Here is an 18,526-nt window from a genome sequence, read left to right as displayed (position 1 = left end):
ATGGGATCGGTTGTACTTAAAAATGTCTGTAAATCTTACGGTGACACCCATGTGATCCGCGACGTATCACTGGAAATTCCTGATGGTGAGTTTTGCGTGTTGGTGGGTCCTAGTGGCTGCGGAAAATCCACCTTATTGCGGATGATAGCAGGGCTGGAGGAGATCTCCGGTGGCACGGTAGGAATTAATGATAAAGATGTCACCGACGTCGAACCTAAGATGCGCGATATTGCCATGGTGTTCCAAAGCTACGCTCTTTATCCGCAGATGACCGTGCGCGAGAACATGGGTTTTGCGCTGAAAATGGCCAAAATGTCTAAAGCTGACATCAGTAAAAAAGTGGAAACCACGGCCGAGTTATTGGGCTTACAGGCACTGCTGGAGCGGCTACCTAAAGATCTCTCCGGCGGTCAGCGCCAACGTGTTGCCATGGGGCGAGCCATTGTGCGTAATCCGCAGGTCTTTTTATTCGATGAGCCATTGTCAAATCTGGATGCCAAATTGCGTACTCAAGTGCGTGGTGAGATCCGCGAATTGCACCAGCGGCTGAAAACCACTTCAGTTTATGTGACGCATGATCAGATAGAAGCAATGACCATGGGGCAGATGATCGTGGTGCTACGCGAAGGGCGAATTGAGCAAGTGGGGTCGCCATTAGATCTTTATGATCGCCCAGCCAATCTGTTTGTTGCCGGCTTTATCGGATCACCAGAGATCAATCAGTTGAAAGGCACCGTTGTGGAGCAGAGCGGGGAATTCCTACTGCGGCTGGAAGATGGCTCCTTACTGACACTGCCTGCTGGTTTACAAGTGACGCAAGGGCAAAGTGTGGTGTACGCCATTCGCCCGGAGCAGGTCAATGTGGTGGACGAGACTCACAGCGCCAGTGCGCTGAAAGCGACCATTACTGCCATTGAAAATACGGGCTCGGATATGCAGCTATTTTGCAGCACGGGCGGCGGACGTTTTACCTCGGTGTTTAAGCAGCGTCTGGCGGTAAACGAGGGCGAGACGGTCTATCTGCAACCGAAACTTGCTGGTATCCACATTTTCGATGCCGCAACTGGCGAGCGGGTTGCTTGCCAAGCGGTATAAAGGAAGCCATGCCCATGACACCAATAAAAACATCTGCGGCACCGATGAAATTGTACACGCTGGATACTGACTGCTTAATCAAAGCTAAGGCGGTATTACAGCAGCCTTTTTCACCTTTGCAACCGGCGTTGCGTCGGTTATTAAGTGAAGCAGATGCCCTACGGGATCAGCCACCGGAGAGTGTGACACACAAGACGCTGCTGCCCGTCAGCGGTGACATTCATGATTATTACAGTTTTGGTACTTACTGGTGGCCAAATCCGCGTAAACCCAACGGATTGCCTTATGTTCGGCGTGATGGTCATACTAATCCGCAGAGTCAAAATGACGATACTGACACCCAGCGTATTGTGCGCATGTGTGACCGCTGTTTGACACTGGGGTTAGCCTACTATTTTACCGGCAACAGCCGGTATGCGCAGGTGGCGGCGGAACAGATTCGTTGCTGGTTTTTAGATGCTAAAACGCGCATGAATCCACACCTGAATTATGGTCAGGCCATTCCCGGGATTGTCTCTGGTCGCGGCACGGGGTTAATTGATACCCGCCTGATGTGGATGGTGATTGATACCGTCGGTTTGATATTGCCGGCTAAACTGCTGGATACCGAGGATACTGCGGTTTTGCAGCAATGGTTCCGCGACTTTAACCACTGGATGTTCCACAGTGAAGTGGGCCACTCTGAATATGTCTGGCACAACAATCACGGCACTTGGTATGACGTACAGCGCGCAGCCAACGCTATGTTCTATGGTGATCGTGGGCTGGTTTCCACCATCATTCGGCAAGGAATAACCCAGCGGCTGGCAGCGCAAATTGCTCAAGACGGTAAACAGTGGATGGAGCTGGAACGAACAGTGCCGTTCCATTATTCCCTGTTTAATCTGGAGGCGCATTTGCTGCTTTGCCGCTATGGTGAGCATGTCGAAATTGATCGCTGGGAGTGGGTGCAGGATGGCCGTAATGTGCAACAGGGTATCGACTATTTGCTGCCCTTTATTGCCGAACCTGAATTATGGCCTTACCGTGATTTGCGTGGTATCGATTATGACAGTGCGCTGCGGCTGTTATTGCAAGCCGCCAGAGGTTACCCAAAAGATGCCCAGCGCTATCAGGCGGCACTCGCTACTTTACCGGCAGAAACACTGACATCCCGTGATCGTCTATTGTGGCAAAGCTAGTAGAAAGACGAAGTTGAGGTACACTCAAGGCTGCTTTTCAGCCAGTGAGTGATATGAATAATGCGTGACCTGAATAACCCTGATGACTTAGCCTTCATTACCCGCTTCCTGCGCCGGCAACATGTACTGACGCTGTGCGCTGGCAGCGGTATGGATATGTGGTGCGCCAACTGTTTTTATGTGTTTGATGAAGCACAAATGGCGCTTTATCTGATGACAGAAAAACATACCCGCCACGGTGAACTGATGCAGATTAATCCGCAGGTTGTCGGCACTATTGCCACGGCACCACGCACCGTGGCTTTGATCAAAGGTATTCAATATCGCGGTGAAATAGCCCCATTACAGGGCGAAGCCGAAGATGCCGCCCGCCAACGTTACTGCCGCCGCTTCCCCGTTGCAAAAGTGGCTTGTGCCCCTCTCTGGCAGTTGACGTTGCTGGAAATCAAGATGACCAATAATACCCTCGGTTTTGGCAAAAAATTGCATTGGAATGCCCCTCGACCTTGAAGCTGGAGGGGTGTTGGGCGCGTTCACTTACCCGAATCACTGACCTTGTTGTTGACCTTATTTGAATAGGCTCATCGGGATAAGCTCGCTTACCGCCTAGCTATAACGCCAATGACTTTGGGGCATAGTCTCTTGGCTCTGATTATAACTGGCTGTTTTTCGGTGTTATGTCATAGTGTTTCTTGTATGTATTATCAATCGCAATTGATTTAATCATTGCCTCCATACCGTGGTGGCGCAGGTGTTTTTATCAGGGGGTCAGATGGCGAAGGTATTATTGCTGGGAGCAAGTGGTTTGGTGGGCGGCGAATTACTGCGCTTGCTACGTTTGGATGCCAGAGTGACATCGATCATTGCACCAACGCGTAAGCCATTGCCCAATATGAACAAACTGATGAATCCACAAGGTGAGAATATCGCCGAGTTGCTGAAAACCTTGGTTGAACCGGTGGATTTGGTCTTCTGCTGTCTGGGGACGACGCGCAAGCAAGCGGGTAGTCAGGCGGCGTTTCGTCAGGTCGATTATCGGCTGGTGCTGGTCGCGGGCGAAACCGGTTTACGGTTGGGCGCTCGGCATTTCTTACTGGTGAGTGCGATGGGAGCCAATCCCCACTCGTGGATGTTTTATAATCGCACCAAAGGCGAAGCCGAGCGAGATTTACAAAACCAAGGTTGGCCGCAACTCACTATTGCTCGCCCCTCCATGTTGGCAGGTAAGCGCACAACACCACGCTTAATGGAAAGTCTCAGTGCTCCCCTATTTGCTTTATTGCCAGACAAATGGCGTTTAATTAAGGCCAAAGATGTGGCGCAGGCACTGCTGGATGAGGCTTTTGCCCCACCACAAGAAGGGGTTAAAATTTTGACCTCCGCCCAGATGCAGCGCGCATCATAATAAGGATATTGTCTGGTTATCTTGGGCAATCACCACCTCTGCGGGGAGTGTGTTGTCGAGCGCCCAAGCATCCAACTGGTGGCTGATATGTGTCAGCCATGTCACTTTCGGCCTCAATAATTCACTGATGGCGAGTGCCATTATCACGTCATTATGATTGCGTGGCGGTGGTGTTTGTGGCGGGTGGCTACAATCGACGACCAGTAAATCAATCTCTTTACTGGCCAAAAATAGCGCACTGTCAGCAGGCAGCCCGAGGGTGTCAGTTAAATAAGCAATGGTCCGATTTGGGCTTTGCAGCAAGTAACCAAAGGTGATTTTGGAGTGATTCAAGGGGATCGGCGTCACCCGTAAATCGCCAAATTGGTGCGATTTAAATGGGCTTAAGGGCGGCTGAAAAGCCAGTATTCCCGGGTGCTTAAACAGATCATCGCAGCCGTCTGGATCCGGCGGACCATAAACCGGGATCGCATTTCCACACCCCCAACGCAACGGAAATAACCCCTGAACATGATCCATGTGGTAATGTGTAAGCAAAAAACGCTGAATTTCCCCCGCCGTAAATTGGCTCTCCAGTGTTGGCAGCCCCGCATCAATCAACGTTGTTTCCCCCTGATAACGCAACATGGCACTACAAGGTTTACGGCGTAAAGTCGGTTGTACTCTGGCTTTTGCGCAAACCACACAGTCACAACCAAACACCGGTACTTGTTGGGCGCAGCCAGTACCTAACAATGTGAGTTCCATGTTTGATTCCCTATTTCATTGTTTAAAGGGATAGTCTCTGCCAATAATTGCTGAAACTGCTTTAGCGTATGGTGCAATTCACCATCATTACAAAGTTGCAGACAGTTATCTGGCAGTTGTTGCTGATAATATTGCGCTCGCAGTAAGCGTTCACTTATTTGCTCACTATTTTCACGCCCACGTTGTTGTAACCGTTGCCTCAAAATCGTGGGTGAAACCGTCAGGCACAGTGGCAATAATTGGTGGTGATAGCGCTGTTCGGCTTCGGGTAAATAAGCTCTGGAGCCATTCACTACCACATCCAATCCGTGTTGCAGCCAGATATCTATCTCAATACCTATCCCATAATGGTACTGATGTGCCTGCCAAAACAGGGCAAATAATCCCTGTTTGGCCCGCAATAGAAATTCCTGCTCACTCAAGGCGATATGGTTTTCTGCGCCTGCATGGGCCTCGCGAGTGATATAGCGGTGCGCCACCGTCATATTGGTGGGCATGGCTGCCCGCAGAGCGGACAGCAGACAATCCTTGCCTGCACCGGAAGCCCCCATTAGATAGATTAAGCGCGCCATCAGAACACCTGTATTCCCTGACGCCAGACGTTTTGCACGTAAACATGTTGGCTCTGCAAACCCGCATGAGCGCGTGCCAATATCAAATCCGCTCGTTTGCCTTCTGCAATGACCCCGCGATCTCTTAGCCCCAAAGCCTTGGCAGGGTTGCGCGTGACTAAATTGACCGCCTGCGGCAACGTGAAGCTGTTGGTTTCATCGTGTGCGATACGAAATACCGCATCCAACAGGCTGGCTGGGTAATAATCAGAAGATAGAATATCCAATACTCCCAGTGATGCGAGCTGGTGGGCGGCGACATTACCAGAATGAGAACCGCCCCGAACAATATTGGGCGCGCCCATCAAGACCTGTAATCCATGTTGATGTGAGGCTCTGGCCGCCACTTCGGTGGTGGGGAACTCCGCAATCACACTGCCCAGAGCTTGGGACTCCGCCACATGTTCGGCGGTGGCATCATCGTGGCTAGCGAGTGCGATTCCCTGCTGGCGACAGTGGCTGGCAATCGCTTCTCTATTTGGCCCTGACCAGCGAGCGGAAAGAGTGATTTGTTCCTCTTCAAATTCCACCATCTGTTGATCATTAAGGTGATATTTGCCCTGATAATACTCGCGGTATTTCTCCCGTGAGGCGAATTGGCGCTGACCCGGTGAGTGATCCATTAGTGATACCAATGACAGTTCCGGCTGCATCATTAGTTTTTCAAATAAGGGAAGGGTACTGTCATGAGGTAACTCACAGCGCAGATGAATCCGATGCTCAGCCCGATTCAATCCCGCCCGTTGGCTATCCACCACTGCATTAATCATTTTTTGCAGATTATCCAGCCGATGGCCACCATCGCGCACATCACCGACGGCGACAGCATCCAAAACCGTCGTGATCCCGCTGGCAACCATCAAGGCATCGTGACTGCTCATTGCTGAGTGGGCTGGCCAATCAACCTTGGGGCGCGGTGTAAAAAATTTGTCCAGATTGTCGGTATGCAGCTCGATAAGCCCTGGCAATAACCAGCTATTTTGCCCATCAATCGCGGCAGAAAGTTGAGTGGGACGATCGCTATAGCTACGGATCACGCCATTTTGGATTTCCAGTGATCCGTTGACCACGCTTTCTTCAAGAATAAGATTAACGTTATTGAGGATCATGCGGGGATCTCCGTGCCGACATGAGAAGGTGGTGGGGTCATCACCAGCAGGCGGTCACTGACAAGGTTGCGTATATTTTCATCATGGAAAATCCCGACGATAGCAGCTCCGCGCTGCTTGGCTTCATTAATCAGATCAACCACCGCCGCGCTATTGGTGCTATCAAGTGATGCGGTTGGCTCATCAAGCAGTAAAATGGGGTAGTCCACGATGAAACCGCGGGCGATATTCACCCGCTGTTGTTCGCCGCCGGAGAAGGTTGACGGAGCCAGATCCCACAACCGTGGCGGCACATTAAGGCGCGTCAACAAATCCTGAGCGCGCTGCTGACACCAACTTCGTTCTATCCCCAGTTCCAGCAAGGGCTGCATCACCACATTCAACGCACTGATCCGAGGGATCACCCGCAAGAACTGACTGACCCAGCCCACAGTATGACGGCGCACTGCCATAATTTGTCGGGCTTCGGCGGTGACGATATCCAGCCACTCTCCCTGATGGTTGACCCAGATATGGCCACTGTCGGGTAAATAATTGGCATATAAAGAGCGTAGCAGAGTGGATTTACCGCTGCCGGAATGACCGTGCAACACCACACATTCACCTTTGCTGACCTCCAGAGAGGTTTGGTGTAGCACCGGTAGGTGAATACCGTGCTGATGGTGCAGCACGAAGGTTTTACTGAGATTTTCAACTTTGAGTTGCAGGGGGTTCATAGTGAGTTCTCGTTAGCTGACTTACGGATTAGGGCCGAAAGCTGAAAATCAGTTTTGCAGCACCGATGACACCAACAACTGGGTATAAGGATGATGCGGATCATCGAGTACCCGGTCGGTCAGGCCACTTTCAATGACCCGGCCTTCTTTCATCACCAACAGGCGGTTTGCCAGTAGGCGAGCAACCCCTAAGTCATGGGTGACAATCACCACGGCTAGCTGCATTTCCACCACCAGATTGCGCAGCAAATCCAATAGCCGAGCTTGCACGGAGACATCCAGTCCGCCTGTGGGTTCATCCATAAATACCAGTTTGGGATGCGTCACCAGATTGCGGGCAATTTGCAGCCGCTGTTGCATACCGCCAGAGAAAGTGGTGGGCAGGTCATCCAATCGGGAGAGTGGAATTTCGACGTCTTCTAGCCAGCGGCCTGCTTGTTGGCGTATTTCGCCATAGTGACGCTGGCCGATAGCCATCAAGCGCTCACCAATATTGCCACCCGCCGAAACCTGTGGGCGCAGACCATCGAGTGGATGCTGATGAACCACTCCCCACTCGGTGCGGAGCAAGCGGCGGCGCTGGCTTTCGGCCATCTGATATAAATCAACAGATGACTGCGTGTCAGGGCGGTAAATAATCTGCCCCTGCTGGGGGGCCAGACGGGCCGAAATGGATTTCAGTAGCGTGGTTTTCCCTGAACCGGATTCACCCACAACCCCCAACACTTCACCGGGGTACAGTTGGAAAGAGACATCGCTGAACCCTTTACCCGGCGCGTATAAGTGGGTGAGACTTTCCACAGACAACAGTGGATGAGCAGTGGCCTGTTTTTGTGCGGTAATCATTGGATTGCTCCCTCCTGAGTCAGGTTATTTTGCGCGGCACCCTGCGCTAATTGCTGCTGACAAAAATCCGTATCCGAGCAGACAAACATCCGGCTGCCCCTATCATCCATGACCACTTCATCAAGATAACTGTGACGCGAGCCGCACAGGGTGCAGGGTTCATTCCATTCCTGCACGGTAAATGGGTGATCGTCAAAATCCAGACTTTCCACTTTGGTAAAGGGCGGCAGAGCATAAAGGCGTTTTTCACGGCCAGCGCCAAACAGTTGTAGAGCGGGCATCATATGCATTTTGGGGTTATCAAATTTTGGGATCGGCGACGGGTCCATTACGTAGCGATCATTCACTTTCACCGGATAGGCATAGGTGGTGGCGATATGGCCGTAGCGCGCGATATCCTCATACAGTTTCACCTGCATCACGCCATACTCTTCCAGCGCATGCATTTTTCGCGTCTCGGTTTCGCGTGGTTCAATAAACCGCAGTGGTTCGGGGATCGGCACTTGATAGATAAGGATCTGATCCTCAGTTAACGGTGTCTCAGGGATGCGATGCCGGGTTTGGATCAACGTGGCATCGGTGGTTTTTTCCGTGGTAGCAACTCCACTGACGCGCTGGAAAAAGCGGCGGATCGATACCGCGTTGGTGGTGTCATCAGCCCCTTGGTCAATCACTTTCAAGACATCAAAGCGGCCAATTAGACAGGCCGTTAGCTGAATGCCTCCAGTGCCCCAACCGTAAGGCATCGGCATTTCACGTCCACCAAACGGGACTTGATAACCGGGGATCGCCACAGCTTTAAGTAGCGCGCGGCGTAACGTTCGTTTGGTCTGCTCATCTAGGTAACCCAGATTGTAGCCGGTGAGAACGTCAGTCATGATGTGGCTCCTGTGCTCGAGAGGATGACTGTAGGGGGGATGACAAATGTTCACGGCGCAGACGTTTCAGTAGCTCCAGTTCAGCCTGAAAATCGACGTAATGGGGCAATTTAAGGTGAGAAACAAAACCGGCGGCTTCGACGTTATCGGCATGCGCCAAAACAAATTCTTCATCCTGCGCTGGGCTAGTGACGTTTTCGTCATATTCACGACTTTGCAGTGCGCGATCCATCAATGCCATCGACATTGCCTTGCGCTCACCGCGCCCAAAGACCAGCCCGTAGCCGCGAGTAAAATGTGGCGGCTCGGATTCCGGGCTAACAAATCCATTCACCATTTCGCACTCAGTGAGCAAGATCTCGCCAATATCGATAGCAAAACCCAGCTCTTCGGGCTGGATGGAAATGGTCAGGTAGCCGGTACGGATTTCGGCGGCGAAGGGATGTGTGCGGCCATAACCGCGCTGAGTGGAATAACCGAGTGCTAGCAGAAAGCCCTCATCGCCGCGCACCAGTTGTTGCAGCCGAGCCGAGCGGTTGCAGGGGTAAACTGGCGGGTTGCGGGTGATATCTTCCGGCTGGGCACCGTTATCACACTCGACTTTCGCTAACTGTTCTTGTGCTAATAAATCAAACACATGAGTGCAAGGATTTTGTGAAAATACGTCCGGTGCTGTTTCTCTGCCTTTACGGATATGGGGGGTATCGCCGGAGGCCAACAGGGTGAAATCCAACAGACGATGGGTGTAATCGTAGGTTGGGCCGAGCACTTGTCCACCCGGCAAATCTTTGTAAATGGCTGAAATACGTCGTTCTAGCCGCATATTTTCACTTGCCAGCGGCTGGCTGATTGCCAGACGAGGTAGGGTCGTGCGATAAGCGCGCAGCAGGAAAATGGCTTCCACCAGATCGCCACTGGCCTGTTTGATCGCCAATGCCGCCAGTTCGCGATCATAAATACCGCCTTCGGTCATCACGCGATCCACCGCCAGACCTAATTGCTGCTCGATCTGTTCGCAATCGACAGCCGGGATCTGTGTGTTACCCCGCCGCTGGTGTTCCAGCAATTGATGGGCTGCCGCAATAGCTTTCTCACCACCTTTGACTGCAACGTACATCAGCACACCTCCACATAGGTGGTTCGTGGAATAGCCATCAGGTTTTCACCACAGGTCAGTAAGAAATCGACTCCCGCAGGGAATGCCGCAGGGCGGTTGAGCAGGTAATTCAATACGGAGGTTGGCAGTTGTGGCGCGACGGTACGACGGTGTTCAATGCCCGGTCCGTGTAGGCGCAGCGGCACGCCTTGGTGCAGACTATCAACCTGAACAATCACCGTGGCAGAGTGTTCCGGAGACAGCTCGCTACCCACCGGGCAGTTCGCAATCTGTTTCTCTGTTATCGCATTGCTAAATAAAGCAAAACTGGAATCACTGCTACTGGCGACCAAAGGCGCGCCAGTGTGAAAGCGTAAATTCTGTTGCACAGAATCGCTGTTCAGCGGGGCCTCTAGATAGAGTGGTGTTTCCTGATCTGCCAGTGTTAGCAGAATGCTGGTTGCTGCGGGGGTCAATGGCTGCCAACCCATGCTATGTGGCAATGAAACCAGCACACCGGGTTCGCTTAATGCTTTGAGAATACGCCGAAAAGCGTGTTGGGCATCGTCAACCGGATGGTCGAAATGGCTGAGTATAGTCATCAATCTTCTCCTCGCACCAATGTGAAGAAATCAACCTTGCTGGTGGCGATGGCACGAGCGCGTAATTCCCGCCGTTCCTGTTGTACTGCTGCCAGCGGGTAAATGACGGTATTAAGCAACAATTCGTTTAATCCCGCCGATGTGGTACTAACAGTAGACAGTTGCAGCAAAGCATCGAGCAGTGCGCAAAGTTCAGCATGAGGTTTATTGCGCCCAGCGATGTAGCTGTAGCCGTAAATATCCGCGTGGTCATTGAGCTTAATGACGGCACGGGTAATGGTCATATCACCGAGAATAAACCGACGGCCTGTGCCCCCCATTCTGGCTTGCAATTGGTTCAAGCCAATTTCCGGTGCACGGATAACCTGATAGTGCGGTGATAAATTCAATGGTTGCCAGTGGGCAAGTAATTCATCCGGTTGGCTATGAGCCAGCACTGACATCCAGCTCTGTCGAGGTGTAGAGGCGCTTTCCATTTAGTGCTCCATGGTCAGTTCAATCATGTCGGCACGGGTCAGGCTGACGGAATATTCCGCCACTTGCTGGCTATCAGCACAGACATTCAGGGTTCGTACACACAGCAGCGGCGCATGGGTAGCAATTTCAAGCAAACGGCTCTCTTTTGCCTGAGCACGTCGCGCACTGATTCGGGTCTGGCTGCGACGCAGCGGTTGTTGTAGATGCTGGGTGATAAATTGATGTAGTGAACCGGCGTTAAACTGTTGAAGAACAGGCCACCAATTCAGGTCTGGCAGGTAGTGATCGATAACGCAGACTGGCACACCATTGACACGCCGTAACGTGCGCAGATGGATAACAGGCGTCCCTTCGGTCAGTGACAGCGCTTTTGCTACATGCTCAATACAAGGACGTAGAACTGCAAGTAAGCGCTCACTGGTGGGGTCACTCCCTTGATCGAGTAAGTTCTGGCTAAAGCGAGCATTGGCATGCAGCGGATAGTTATAAGGGCGCATCAACACCAAAATGCCGATGCCCTGACGGCGCTGTAACCAGCCGCGTTCGACCAATTCATCCACTGCCCGCCGTAAGGTGTGGCGGTTCACTTGATAGTGGTCAGCCAACTGTTGCTCTGAAGGCAGATAATCGCCACAGCGATAGGCGCCACGCAGTTCTTGCTCCAATTGGGCCGCAATTTGTTGATAGCGGGTGGGATAACTGGTCGGTGGTCTAGATAAGTGCATGGCGGATATACCCTCTCTGAGTCTTAGCCCCCCCTGACCGTGACCACGATGAAATGACAGAAAAATAAGCATGGACGGGTAGGTGGCAGCTTGTCATGGCGATAACCAGTAAGTGATCTCACCGCTATGCTGGCGGTTTTTAATGACAATAGGGTTAAGCTGAGATGGCGGTACGATGAAGTTTTTTTGCGGCTAGAGGGGCATGTAAAGCGAATAAAAAAATTTATCACATTGAGTTATTTCTACGCCGTGGTGGTGTCCTTCTGAGAGGGCGTAGCTAAAATCAATGGACTGAGCAAAGTCAGCTTGGTGATATTGCTGGCTTGCCCAGTGATGATAGTCTGCTCTGGATGTTGTGGAGCGTACTCAGATTGATTACGCCTTGGAATAGGCTAGCGCAGATAATGGATGACCTGATTACCGCTACCACGCCAAATAAGTGACGGGTCTTTGAGGTCTTGCACAAATTTGCCATCGACCAGTACGTTGATCAGTGAAACCACTTGCTGTTGTTCGTCGGTCAGTTCGTCAAGTGTGTAGCCAGTCCAGAGCCAGATATCTTTGTCATCGCACTCTTGGCGTACGCGTTTTACCAGCGACAAAATAGCTGACAAATTTTGCGGGTGCAGCGGATCACCACCGGAGAGGGATAACCCTTGCCGCTGGATACGGGAGTCATTCAGATCAGCAATGATCTGATCCTCCATTTCCTGAGTAAACGGCTTACCCGAATTAAGCCGCCAGGTACTTTTGTTATAGCATCCCACACATTCGTGGACACAGCCGGAAACAAACAGCGTGCAGCGAGTGCCAGGGCCATTAATCACGTCGACTGGGTAATATTGATGGTAATTCATCAGTGTCTCCCTTGTACTTGAAGCCTCAGGGATTGGCTATGTTCTATTGCTCGGTCCATCCTTGGGCCTCGCCTCTTCTAGAGCACAGCAAACAGCGTTCAAATCGGCTCCCGGCTAATTTGTCACCCGAATCACTTACGTGGAGTAAGCTCATCGGGATGCGTTTGCTTAGTGTCTACAGTAGCCGCAATGACTTTGGGTCATTGTTTTTAGCCATCAACCCAATTGCCCGTTAGCCAAGTGTTTTACCCGACGTTTCACTTCTTCTTGCTTACCGGCATTGAATGGTCGTGCATCCGGGCTGCCCAGATAGCCACATACCCGACGAGTGACAGACACTTTCGAGGGTTCATGATTGCCACATTTCGGGCAAGTGAAGCCTTTGCTGGTGCAAGAGAACTCACCGGTAAAGCCGCACTCGTAGCACTCATCAATTGGCGTGTTGGTGCCGTAATAAGGGACTCGGCTGTAGCTGTAATCCCAGACATCTTCCAGTGCTCTGAGGTTATGCTGCAAGTTAGGGTATTCGCCGTAACAGATGAAACCGCCGTTAGCCAAAGGTGGATAAGGTGCTTCAAAATCGAGTTTGTCGTACGGGTTCACTTTCTTTTCAACATCCAGATGGAAGCTGTTGGTGTAATAGCCTTTGTCTGTGACGCCCTCTACCACGCCAAACTCGGCGGTATCAAGGCGACAGAAGCGGTCGCACAGATTTTCACTCGGAGTACTGTACAAGCTGAAGGCATAACCGGTTTCTTCTTTCCAAGTATCGGTTGCTTGCCTCATTCGCTCGACGATCGCCACGCCTTTTTCACGTAATTTTTCGTTATCAAAGACATGAGTCTGATGACCAAACAGCGCATTAACGGTTTCGTGAATACCAATAAAGCCCAAAGAGATAGAAGCGCGGCCATTTTTAAAGATTTCAGCAACATTATCATCTGCTTGCAACCGCACTCCGCAGGCACCTTCCATGTATAGGATCGGGGCGACACGCGCTTTAATCCCCTCCAGACGGGCAATACGGGTCATCAAGGCTTTTTTGGCTAGCAGCAGACGCTCATCCAGCAATTGCCAAAATTTCTCTTCATTCCCTTTGGCTTCCAGTGCAATGCGTGGCAGGTTAAGACTAATAACCCCCAGATTGTTACGGCCATCATGGATTTGCTCACCATTCTCTTCATACACACCCAAGAAGCTGCGGCAACCCATAGGCGTTTTAAAGGATCCCGTGACTTTCACCACTTGATCGTAATTCAGAATATCGGGATACATGCGTTTGGTGGCGCACTCAAGCGCTAACTGCTTGATATCGTAGTTGGCATCGCCAAATTTGTGGTTCAGGCCATCACGAATAGCAAAGACCAGTTTCGGGAACACCGCTGTTTTACGGTTTTTTCCCAAACCGGCGATGCGATTACGCAGGATAGCTTGCTGAATCATGCGCGATTGCCAACTGGTGCCCAACCCAAATCCAAAGGTAACAAACGGTGTTTGGCCATTGGCGGTATGCAGCGTATTGACTTCATATTCCAATGATTGGAAGGCGTCGTAGCACTCTTTTTCGGTACGTGACATGGCATAACCAGCGGCATCGGGGATCTGCCACTCTTCAGCCACAGCCTTATGCTTATTAAAACTTTCAGTGACAAATGGGGCCAGAATTTCATCTATGCGGTTGATGGTTGTACCACCATATATATGGCTGGCGACCTGCGCGATAATCTGTGCTGTCACTGCGGTGGCGGTAGAAATGGATTTTGGCGGTTCGATTTCCGCGTTACCCATTTTAAAGCCTTGAGTCAGCATGCCATTAAGGTCAATTAACATGCAGTTGAACATGGGGAAGAAGGGTGCGTAATCCAGATCATGATAGTGAATTTCACCGCGTTCATGAGCCAGCACCACGTCACGTGGCAATATATGTTGTTTCGCGTAGTGTTTCGCAACAATACCGGCCAGCAGATCGCGCTGAGTCGGGATGACTTTACTGTCTTTATTGGCATTTTCGTTCAGCAGGGCTTTGTTACTTTGCTCTACTAAACCCCGGATTTCTTGGTTCAGGCGACCGCGCAGTTCCCGCGAAATATCTCTGTCATGGCGATACTCGATATAGGCTCGGGCGAGCTGCTTGTATTGACCGGCCATCAGTTGGTTTTCTACCGCAGTCTGGATATCGCGGATATCAACCTTCGACTGGTTCTCCATCGTCTGAGCGACCACTCGGGCAACAGTTGCACAATAATCTGCATCGACAACGCCAACAGCTAAAGCTGCGCGTTCGACGGCTTCCTTGATTCGCACCTCATCAAAAGGCACCTGACAACCGTCCCGTTTAATCACTACTGTTTTCACAATGTCGCTCCTGTATCCTGCAGCAAAGGTTATCCACAAGACAACCCACAGCACATAAGGGCTGCGAGAGGGTGTGGATGGTTTTGTGGATAACTACTACATATAGGTCTCTTTGTTTCCTGAAGACACTATATATAGATAACAGTAAACAAGTTTGACTTAGAACAAGGAAATTAGCGTTTGCTCTATTCCTGTTCAATGCTGGCTGACATGGGGAGTTTTATCTCCCGTTGTGTGGCAGGTCTGATGATGGCAGGTTTTTGTGATTGGGCCACTGTTAATCAAAGCCCGCTCATATTCCTCAAACCTGCCCTATTGTGAAGGATAAAACGTTACCCCATAAAATGCTCGGCAAGCTCTAAATCTCGCCGGGTAAAGGTTCTCACTATCTTGCCGCCGTCCATCATTGCGGCTCGTTCGGACATATGCGCAACCACATCACTATCGTGGCTCACGAGTAAATAGGTCATCCCGTATTCACGCTTCAGATGATTGAGTAAATTGAGGATTTCAGCCTGCACCGACATATCTAATGCCGAAGTGGGTTCATCTAATAGCAACAATTTTGGGCGTAATAACAGGGCGCGGGCGATGGCAATCCGCTGGCGCTGACCACCGGAGAACTGATGGGGGTAACGCTGGGCCGCAGATGCCGGTAAGCCCACTTGCTCGAGGGCTTGATCAATTCGCTGCTGAATGTTCTGTTCACCATGAATTTTTAACGGTTCACCCAGTGTGCGCTGAATATTATGTTGCGGATGGAGTGAGGCATAGGGGTCTTGGAATACCATCTGCACCTCCTTACGCAACTGGCCCGTAAAACGTTGCCCTGACCGTATTGGCTGGCCCAGCAAGGTTATCTCGCCTTGCCACTCTCGCTGTAAACCCGCTAATGTGCGCAACACCGTCGACTTGCCGCAGCCAGAAGCCCCGATCAGGCTGAAAGTTTCGCCCTCTTCAACCACGAAACTGACTGATTCAACCGCCGTTTTCATCTGGTTTTTCTGGGCAAAGCGGACTTGCAGATTATTAACTTCAATCAGTGCCACGGAGGCCTCCAGAAAAATCGGCATGGCGATCCAGTACCGGCAAGTCAGTGCCATAGGTGCTGGCATTCGGACGGCAGGCCCAGAGCGTATGGGTATAAGGATGTGTTGAATGAGGTAAATCTGCCGCCAGCCCTTGATCCACTAACTTTCCCTGATACATCACCAGCACGCGGTGACAATGTTCGGCGACGAGCGGCAGATCATGGCTGATCAGTAGCAAGCTCATATTGCGTTGTTCGGTTTGTTCGACGATCAGCTCAAGGATCTGATTGCGCAGTTTGGCATCTAACGCTGATGTGGGTTCATCCGCGATTAGTACTCTGGGGTTATTCACCAAGGCGATGGCTAACATCGCACGCTGCCCCATACCGCCAGATAGCTGGCCGGGGTAGCTGTGATATGCACTTTCGTTTAACCCAACAGAGGCGAGTGCATTTAACACCCGCTCACGTGTATCGGCAGCGGAAAGAGCATTATGCAGGAGCAGGGACTCTTCAACTTGCTTCCCCACGGTGCGTACCGGATTGAGCGCATAACGGGGGTCCTGCAGCACCATGGCAATTTCACTGCCACGCAATGCGCCCCATTGTTTAGGTTTCAGGCGAGTTAAATCGTGTTCAACTACCTGACCAGAATTACCCTGTTCGTCAGTATTATCTGCATAATAACTCAGCTTCTTGGCACTGACTTTCCCCGGTGCGCGCACTAATCCCATTAACGCTCTGGCGGTAATCGACTTACCTGACCCAGATTCACCCACCAGTGCAACCCGCTCGTGACCGAGATGAAATGAAATATTATCCACCACCCGCTGTTGTTGAAAATCGACACACAGATTATCGACAGCGAAAATTTTATCAGTCATGGTGAGGGTCCAAAATATCACGCAGGCCATCGCCTAGCAGGTTAAATGCCATACTGCTGAGTAAGATAGCGCAGCCCGGAATCGCGGCAATCCACCACTGGTCGAAAATCACCTGCATACCGTCGGCGACCATCGACCCCCACTCGGACATTGGGGGTCTGGCCCCCAGTCCGAGGAAACCTAACCCCGCGGCCGCTAAGATAATACCCGCCAAATCGAGTGCCAGACGCACGACTGCAGAAGGGAGGCACATCGGTAAAATATGGCCCCACAGCAACCGTAGGCCTTTGATTCCCATCATTTCAGCCGCCGCTAGATAGTCACTTTTGCGTAATAGCTGAATTTCGGCTCGGGCCTGACGGGCATAAGCCGGCCAAGTGGTCAGGGCCAAAGCCAGTGCACCGTTGATTAAACCGGGGCCAAGCATGGCAACAAATGCAAAGGCCAGAATCAGCCGTGGCATCGACATCACCACATCAGTGATACGCATCAGAATACGCTCGAGCCAGCCACCGTAATAGCCGGAAAGCACCCCAACCAATAGCCCCAGCGGTAAGGTGATTACCGTGACCAGCAGCACTAATCCCAAGGTTGGGCGAGTGCCGTAAATCAGTCGCGATAACATATCGCGACCATAGCTGTCAGTTCCCAACCAATGGCTCTCCCCCGGCGGTAATAATCGGTCTGCCGCGTTCTGCCAGTTAGGATCAAAGGGGGCGAGCACCGGTGCAAAAAGGGCGATGATAACCAGCAAAGAGAGAATAAACAGCCCAATGCTGGTGGAGGGCGAACGCTTCAGCGCGTGGCAGAATTTTGTTATCGACATATCAGCGCGTTCTCGGGTCCAGCAGGCGGACCAGCAGATCCGTCACATTGTTAATCAAAATAAAGCACATCCCGAGCAACAGAGTTCCGCCCATAATGGCCGTGGTATCGCCAGCAAATAGTGCACTGGTCAAGTAGCGGCCAATGCCCGGCCAGGCAAAGACAGTTTCCGTTAACACCGCCCCTTCCAACATGCTGGTATAGGCCAGAGCAATGACGGTTAGCAAGGTGCCACGGATATTCGGCAGCACATGCATCAGCAGAATTCGCATCTCACCTGCGCCTTTGGCTCTCGCCAATGTGATGTACTCTTTATTCAGTTCACTCAGGCAGGCCGACCGCGTCAGACGGGTGATACTGGCTAATGCATAGTAAGAGAGCAGAGCTACCGGTAAGACCAAATGGGCAATCGCGTTACCAAAGGCACCGGCGTCACCGGACAGCCACGTATCAATCAGGGCAAAACCGGTTTTCGCTTCCACAGTGTATTGATAGATATCATCAAGGCGACCGGGGCCGGGACTCCATTGCAGACGAGCATAAAACAGTAGCAACATCAGCAGACCGAGCCAGAAGATTGGCACGGAGTTACCCAACAGGGTGATGAAACGAATCGTGGCATCCAGCTTGCTACCCGCCCAACGAGCGCACAATAAACCGAGGATAACCCCCAGAACAGCGCCGATGACAAGCGACAATGTCGCCAGTTCTAATGTGGCAGGGAACACCGTGAGCAGGTCATGTAAAACCGGCTGCCCACTAGCACTGGCAAGCCCCAGATCCCCATGAGCAAGGCGCTCTAGATAGTGCCAAAACTGTACAGGTAATGGTTGGTCTAGCCCCAGTTGGTGTTTAACTTGCTGGTAAGTGGCTTCACTGGCGTGATCGCCCACAATTTGTAATACCCGATCCACTGGCGACAACGCCGAGAGGAAAAAGGTAATAACCAGTAGTCCGAATAAGGTCAGGGCCAGGGTAAATAATCCCTGTAATAGCCCCCAAAGACGACGCCGGGATTGAGTTCCCGGCGTATGATTTAATGCTACAGACATCTACTCGTAACTCACTGTTTCATCGATAAGATTAT

20 protein-coding genes are annotated in these 18,526 nt (G+C 51.5%); 4 read left to right on the top strand and 16 right to left on the bottom strand.

Going from position 1 to position 18,526, the window contains the following annotated elements; genetic code table 11:
• The 4 genes from HUZ92_RS16720 (at position 1) to HUZ92_RS16705 (ending at position 3,681) form a co-directional block, all read left to right on the top strand.
• Positions 1 to 1,095, top strand: a complete 1,095-nt coding sequence (locus HUZ92_RS16720) for an ABC transporter ATP-binding protein (protein ID WP_050099883.1) — start codon at positions 1 to 3, stop codon at positions 1,093 to 1,095.
• A gap of 14 nt (positions 1,096 to 1,109) precedes the next feature.
• Positions 1,110 to 2,276 (top strand): alginate lyase family protein, encoded by a 1,167-nt coding sequence (locus tag HUZ92_RS16715; protein WP_050099884.1) that lies wholly within the window; start codon positions 1,110 to 1,112, stop codon positions 2,274 to 2,276.
• 60 nt (positions 2,277 to 2,336) lie between these two features.
• The gene (locus HUZ92_RS16710; RefSeq protein ID WP_050099886.1) at positions 2,337 to 2,786 is read left to right on the top strand and encodes a YhbP family protein; all 450 of its coding nucleotides are present in this window, start codon (positions 2,337 to 2,339) and stop codon (positions 2,784 to 2,786) included.
• Between the two features lie 262 nt (positions 2,787 to 3,048).
• Positions 3,049 to 3,681, top strand: coding sequence for an NAD(P)H-binding protein (locus HUZ92_RS16705; RefSeq protein WP_050099888.1), 633 nt, complete (start codon positions 3,049 to 3,051; stop codon positions 3,679 to 3,681).
• On the opposite strand, the gene phnP is transcribed toward HUZ92_RS16705, so the two are convergent.
• The 16 genes from phnP to HUZ92_RS16625 all read right to left on the bottom strand — a co-directional run bounded on the left by phnP (position 3,676) and on the right by HUZ92_RS16625 (position 18,491).
• Positions 3,676 to 4,428, bottom strand: coding sequence for a phosphonate metabolism protein PhnP (gene phnP, locus HUZ92_RS16700; RefSeq protein ID WP_050099889.1), 753 nt, complete (start codon positions 4,426 to 4,428; stop codon positions 3,676 to 3,678). The two genes, HUZ92_RS16705 and phnP, sit on opposite strands and share 6 nt — an antisense overlap.
• Positions 4,410 to 5,000 (bottom strand): ribose 1,5-bisphosphokinase, encoded by a 591-nt coding sequence (phnN, locus tag HUZ92_RS16695; RefSeq protein WP_050295925.1) that lies wholly within the window; start codon positions 4,998 to 5,000, stop codon positions 4,410 to 4,412. The genes phnP and phnN overlap by 19 nt, the downstream gene beginning before the upstream one ends.
• Positions 5,000 to 6,148 carry an alpha-D-ribose 1-methylphosphonate 5-triphosphate diphosphatase gene (gene phnM, locus HUZ92_RS16690; protein WP_050099893.1) on the bottom strand — a complete coding sequence of 383 codons (1,149 nt, stop codon included), beginning with the start codon at positions 6,146 to 6,148 and terminating at the stop codon, positions 5,000 to 5,002. Before phnM ends, phnN begins: the two co-directional genes overlap by 1 nt.
• Complete coding sequence (gene phnL, locus HUZ92_RS16685) at positions 6,145 to 6,864, bottom strand: phosphonate C-P lyase system protein PhnL (RefSeq protein ID WP_050099895.1); 720 nt, start codon at positions 6,862 to 6,864, stop codon at positions 6,145 to 6,147. The genes phnM and phnL overlap by 4 nt, the downstream gene beginning before the upstream one ends.
• Positions 6,865 to 6,912: 48 nt before the next feature.
• Entirely contained in the window at positions 6,913 to 7,710 is a 798-nt protein-coding gene (gene phnK / locus HUZ92_RS16680) for a phosphonate C-P lyase system protein PhnK (RefSeq protein ID WP_050099896.1), read from the bottom strand.
• Entirely contained in the window at positions 7,707 to 8,588 is an 882-nt protein-coding gene (locus tag HUZ92_RS16675) for an alpha-D-ribose 1-methylphosphonate 5-phosphate C-P-lyase PhnJ (RefSeq protein ID WP_050140966.1), read from the bottom strand. Before HUZ92_RS16675 ends, phnK begins: the two co-directional genes overlap by 4 nt.
• Complete coding sequence (locus HUZ92_RS16670) at positions 8,581 to 9,705, bottom strand: carbon-phosphorus lyase complex subunit PhnI (RefSeq protein ID WP_050099899.1); 1,125 nt, start codon at positions 9,703 to 9,705, stop codon at positions 8,581 to 8,583. The genes HUZ92_RS16675 and HUZ92_RS16670 overlap by 8 nt, the downstream gene beginning before the upstream one ends.
• Complete coding sequence (phnH, locus tag HUZ92_RS16665) at positions 9,705 to 10,286, bottom strand: phosphonate C-P lyase system protein PhnH (protein WP_050099901.1); 582 nt, start codon at positions 10,284 to 10,286, stop codon at positions 9,705 to 9,707. The genes HUZ92_RS16670 and phnH overlap by 1 nt, the downstream gene beginning before the upstream one ends.
• Positions 10,286 to 10,762 (bottom strand): phosphonate C-P lyase system protein PhnG, encoded by a 477-nt coding sequence (gene phnG, locus HUZ92_RS16660; RefSeq protein ID WP_050099903.1) that lies wholly within the window; start codon positions 10,760 to 10,762, stop codon positions 10,286 to 10,288. The genes phnH and phnG overlap by 1 nt, the downstream gene beginning before the upstream one ends.
• Complete coding sequence (gene phnF / locus HUZ92_RS16655; protein ID WP_050099905.1) at positions 10,763 to 11,488, bottom strand: phosphonate metabolism transcriptional regulator PhnF; 726 nt, start codon at positions 11,486 to 11,488, stop codon at positions 10,763 to 10,765.
• A gap of 392 nt (positions 11,489 to 11,880) precedes the next feature.
• A complete protein-coding gene (nrdG, locus tag HUZ92_RS16650; RefSeq protein ID WP_050099907.1) occupies positions 11,881 to 12,345 on the bottom strand; it encodes an anaerobic ribonucleoside-triphosphate reductase-activating protein in 465 nt (154 codons plus the stop codon).
• Positions 12,346 to 12,561: 216 nt separating this feature from the next.
• The gene (gene nrdD, locus HUZ92_RS16645) at positions 12,562 to 14,700 is read right to left on the bottom strand and encodes an anaerobic ribonucleoside-triphosphate reductase (protein WP_050099908.1); all 2,139 of its coding nucleotides are present in this window, start codon (positions 14,698 to 14,700) and stop codon (positions 12,562 to 12,564) included.
• Positions 14,701 to 15,032: 332 nt separating this feature from the next.
• Positions 15,033 to 15,749 (bottom strand): ABC transporter ATP-binding protein, encoded by a 717-nt coding sequence (locus HUZ92_RS16640; RefSeq protein WP_050099910.1) that lies wholly within the window; start codon positions 15,747 to 15,749, stop codon positions 15,033 to 15,035.
• Complete coding sequence (locus tag HUZ92_RS16635) at positions 15,736 to 16,614, bottom strand: ABC transporter ATP-binding protein (RefSeq protein ID WP_050099911.1); 879 nt, start codon at positions 16,612 to 16,614, stop codon at positions 15,736 to 15,738. The genes HUZ92_RS16640 and HUZ92_RS16635 overlap by 14 nt, the downstream gene beginning before the upstream one ends.
• Positions 16,607 to 17,440, bottom strand: a complete 834-nt coding sequence (locus tag HUZ92_RS16630) for an ABC transporter permease (RefSeq protein WP_050099913.1) — start codon at positions 17,438 to 17,440, stop codon at positions 16,607 to 16,609. Before HUZ92_RS16630 ends, HUZ92_RS16635 begins: the two co-directional genes overlap by 8 nt.
• 1 nt (position 17,441) lies before the next feature.
• On the bottom strand, positions 17,442 to 18,491 hold the full coding sequence (locus HUZ92_RS16625) for an ABC transporter permease (RefSeq protein ID WP_050099914.1): 1,050 nt from the start codon (positions 18,489 to 18,491) through the stop codon (positions 17,442 to 17,444).
• Between the last annotated feature and the right edge of the window lie 35 nt (positions 18,492 to 18,526).

Origin of the sequence: Yersinia vastinensis (assembly GCF_902726565.1) — a bacterium.
Classification (GTDB): Bacteria; Pseudomonadota; Gammaproteobacteria; order Enterobacterales; family Enterobacteriaceae; genus Yersinia; species Yersinia vastinensis.
This window is presented reverse-complemented; position numbering and strand designations above follow the sequence as displayed.

What these genes read in the sequence shown, in the direction of transcription:
- HUZ92_RS16720 (WP_050099883.1), top strand. Translation starts at nt 1, where the DNA reads ATGGGATCGGTTGTACTTAAAAATGTCTGTAAATCTTACGGTGACACC.
- HUZ92_RS16715 (WP_050099884.1), top strand. Translation starts at nt 1,110, where the DNA reads ATGACACCAATAAAAACATCTGCGGCACCGATGAAATTGTACACGCTG.
- HUZ92_RS16710 (WP_050099886.1), top strand. Translation starts at nt 2,337, where the DNA reads ATGCGTGACCTGAATAACCCTGATGACTTAGCCTTCATTACCCGCTTC.
- HUZ92_RS16705 (WP_050099888.1), top strand. Translation starts at nt 3,049, where the DNA reads ATGGCGAAGGTATTATTGCTGGGAGCAAGTGGTTTGGTGGGCGGCGAA.
- phnP (WP_050099889.1), bottom strand. Translation starts at nt 4,428, where the DNA reads ATGGAACTCACATTGTTAGGTACTGGCTGCGCCCAACAAGTACCGGTG.
- phnN (WP_050295925.1), bottom strand. Translation starts at nt 5,000, where the DNA reads ATGGCGCGCTTAATCTATCTAATGGGGGCTTCCGGTGCAGGCAAGGAT.
- phnM (WP_050099893.1), bottom strand. Translation starts at nt 6,148, where the DNA reads ATGATCCTCAATAACGTTAATCTTATTCTTGAAGAAAGCGTGGTCAAC.
- phnL (WP_050099895.1), bottom strand. Translation starts at nt 6,864, where the DNA reads ATGAACCCCCTGCAACTCAAAGTTGAAAATCTCAGTAAAACCTTCGTG.
- phnK (WP_050099896.1), bottom strand. Translation starts at nt 7,710, where the DNA reads ATGATTACCGCACAAAAACAGGCCACTGCTCATCCACTGTTGTCTGTG.
- HUZ92_RS16675 (WP_050140966.1), bottom strand. Translation starts at nt 8,588, where the DNA reads ATGACTGACGTTCTCACCGGCTACAATCTGGGTTACCTAGATGAGCAG.
- HUZ92_RS16670 (WP_050099899.1), bottom strand. Translation starts at nt 9,705, where the DNA reads ATGTACGTTGCAGTCAAAGGTGGTGAGAAAGCTATTGCGGCAGCCCAT.
- phnH (WP_050099901.1), bottom strand. Translation starts at nt 10,286, where the DNA reads ATGACTATACTCAGCCATTTCGACCATCCGGTTGACGATGCCCAACAC.
- phnG (WP_050099903.1), bottom strand. Translation starts at nt 10,762, where the DNA reads ATGGAAAGCGCCTCTACACCTCGACAGAGCTGGATGTCAGTGCTGGCT.
- phnF (WP_050099905.1), bottom strand. Translation starts at nt 11,488, where the DNA reads ATGCACTTATCTAGACCACCGACCAGTTATCCCACCCGCTATCAACAA.
- nrdG (WP_050099907.1), bottom strand. Translation starts at nt 12,345, where the DNA reads ATGAATTACCATCAATATTACCCAGTCGACGTGATTAATGGCCCTGGC.
- HUZ92_RS16635 (WP_050099911.1), bottom strand. Translation starts at nt 16,614, where the DNA reads ATGACTGATAAAATTTTCGCTGTCGATAATCTGTGTGTCGATTTTCAA.
- HUZ92_RS16630 (WP_050099913.1), bottom strand. Translation starts at nt 17,440, where the DNA reads ATGTCGATAACAAAATTCTGCCACGCGCTGAAGCGTTCGCCCTCCACC.
- HUZ92_RS16625 (WP_050099914.1), bottom strand. Translation starts at nt 18,491, where the DNA reads ATGTCTGTAGCATTAAATCATACGCCGGGAACTCAATCCCGGCGTCGT.